This is a genomic window from Thiolapillus sp. (genome assembly GCF_048562965.1).
Classification (GTDB): Bacteria; Pseudomonadota; Gammaproteobacteria; order Chromatiales; family Chromatiaceae; genus Thiolapillus; species Thiolapillus brandeum_A.
The window spans coordinates 1-2,256 of sequence record NZ_JBHNMF010000521.1; the positions used below are offsets into that span (position 1 = coordinate 1).

Below are 2,256 nucleotides of genomic sequence, written 5' to 3' on the forward strand. Positions count from 1 at the left end.
CGCAGAACTGTTTCCACATGGGTTTGTAGATCTTTATCTGGCTCGTCACTTCCCAGTTCGGCAATCAATGGATCAAAGAGGCAAAGGCGATCACGCAGCTCCTCCGCGGACGCCCCCATGGGCGCGTAAATGTCACCGGTAGTTAGACGATGGAGCGACAGCGCTCGGATCAGGCGCAGGGCCATCGGCTTGTATTGTTTGCGGGGAAAAGCATTTTCGATGCGGGACTCCAACACCTGACTACAGTCGATAACGGCCCGGATATCGGGAATAGCGCGGAAGGATGCATTCTGTTTGAGTGTGTTCCAGTAGCTGTCGAAGGCGATCAGCCCTGGCGCGTCCTGAGGCACGTCTTTGTCGAGGATGCCCTTCATACCTAAGGAGAGAGTTTTGAGTACCTCGCGCTTTTCGACCACAGTCACTCGCTCAAAAGTATCGATGTAATCGGGATGCACAGGAAAGAGTCGGACAAACTCGTCCATCCGCTCATTCATATTGCTGTAGAACTTGGCGAATGGCATCAGATAGTCACGGATCTTGGCTTGCTGTTCGGCGGTCTTTTTGAGAAGACGCTCGGCCACCACGTACTTGACGTCGCTGCGTGCGATCGAGATTTGCTCGAAGCGATCCTTAACCCGGCGGATGCTATCGGCAACGAAGGCGAAGCGAGGACTATCGAAAATGGCTTCCTGCACGCCAGCCATGAAGCGGAAACGCAAGTCTTTGCAGACTTCGCCTATCTCGCGGAGGAAGTTGAGATCCAGGATAAGCTCCTGGTCCTTGCGAGTACGCAGATAATCCAGTAACTCATCGACCACCAGGAGCAGACCGTGCTTAGGGTAGGCCTGGTCGAACTTTTCCATCATATCCTCGAAGGCCCGCTTGTGGCTGGTGATGGTGCCCGCATCAGGGAAGACGTAGTCCACGCCGAGTTTATCGAGGCTCTCTTCCAGCTCGGCAACCAGAATGTCGCGCAGGGACATGGTGGTTGCACCGATTTCGGTACGGATGACCTTAAAGCGGCCGGCAATCTGCTCTGCTGCATCCCGAACACCGGAATGATTCACTCCTTCCAGCAGGGAGGCATCTGCTGCTAGGCTGGAAACTACCGACATCAAGTGCGATTTACCGGTACCGTAGTTACCGACGACCAACAGGCCCTTGTTGTCGACCGGCTGTTCAAACTGCATCTGCGGGATGACAAGCTGGATGAGGCGTTCCGCCATCTCATCAGAAATGACGTATGTGTTAACCAAGTGTTGTGCGGCGCTGGATTTGTCTGCGTCACGTAATTGAACGACCGACTCAATCGGGTCGAACTGGATTAGGTCTCCGTATTTCATGCCTTTCCTGCCTCTCTATTGTTTTTTGATGACAGGTCGTCCTTGGACTGTCGCTTTGCGGGCGGTCCACTTCGTGGCCCGTCCAAATCGGCTATCCTGCCGATTTGTGCCGAATCGACTGTTGCTGTCTCATCCATGCCCACTACAGTTAAATCGACCAGGTCATAACTCCGGTACTCGGGGTGACCTGCCTCTGCATAGTTGAGCTTGCCCTCGGTAGCCTTCCCATTCCAAGATGCCACAACCGAACGATTCCTCGAAATACCTTGCAGCAGACGTAAAGGGTCTTGCTTCAGGTCCTTCTCAAACAGGATTTCAAGGTTGTCGAGCACCACCGGTGACGGCACGTTGTCTATAACCTGATCCAGTATTCCTGGCAGACACAGTGCCCGTTGCTTGGCGGTCAGCTCAAGTAATTCAGCCGAAAGCGCCAGATTCACATTGATGACTTCGGTGCCAAAGCTCTTCGCCACGTCTCGAAGGACACTCGTCTTGCAGGAACCGGTCTCACCCACCAGCAACACCAGGCGGTAATATAAGCCTTCGGCTGCCTGAAGGGATCGTTTTATCTTGTCCTGAATCGGTTCGGCCATGGTTGTTCCTTATTGCTCTGTGTCCGGCTTGTCGGATGCGCCACCTGCTTTCACCCACACATCAACCTCGTCTTTCTTGAATTTCCATAATCGGCCAACACGATGGGCGGGCATGTCCTGCTGTAACTACTCACCCCTAAGATGAGTACAAGCCTGCCTCGATGGATCTAAATCGCTTTTTCATGTCTGTAGAGGCTTTACATCATAGCACGCCGAGTCTATGCTATTGACCCAACACATCGAATGGATCAACAGCCATGGGCAGTTATTTTGGATCGAAGGCGACCTCCGGACTGTGTCAGCCCATCATCGCCCTGATG

2 protein-coding genes and 1 pseudogene are annotated in these 2,256 nt (G+C 53.4%); all 3 read right to left on the reverse strand.

All coding sequences use genetic code 11. The features are described from left to right. Nucleotides 1-1,343: DUF6079 family protein (locus tag ACOCD2_RS17180; RefSeq protein ID WP_419609143.1), on the reverse strand; the 1,343-nt coding region annotated here is incomplete at its 3' end. After that, nucleotides 1,340-1,936: a BREX-3 system P-loop-containing protein BrxF gene (gene brxF / locus ACOCD2_RS17185; protein WP_419609144.1), complete on the reverse strand. Its 597-nt coding sequence runs from the start codon at nucleotides 1,934-1,936 to the stop codon at nucleotides 1,340-1,342. The genes brxF and ACOCD2_RS17180, both read right to left, overlap by 4 nt. A gap of 9 nt (nucleotides 1,937-1,945) precedes the next feature. After that, nucleotides 1,946-2,059: pseudogene (locus ACOCD2_RS17190) on the reverse strand (transcriptional regulator); the annotation flags it as partial. Nucleotides 2,060-2,256: the final 197 nt, after the last annotated feature.

Coding starts and splice junctions, on each gene's coding strand:
- brxF (WP_419609144.1), bottom strand. CDS start 1,936: ATGGCCGAACCGATTCAGGACAAGATAAAACGATCCCTTCAGGCAGCC.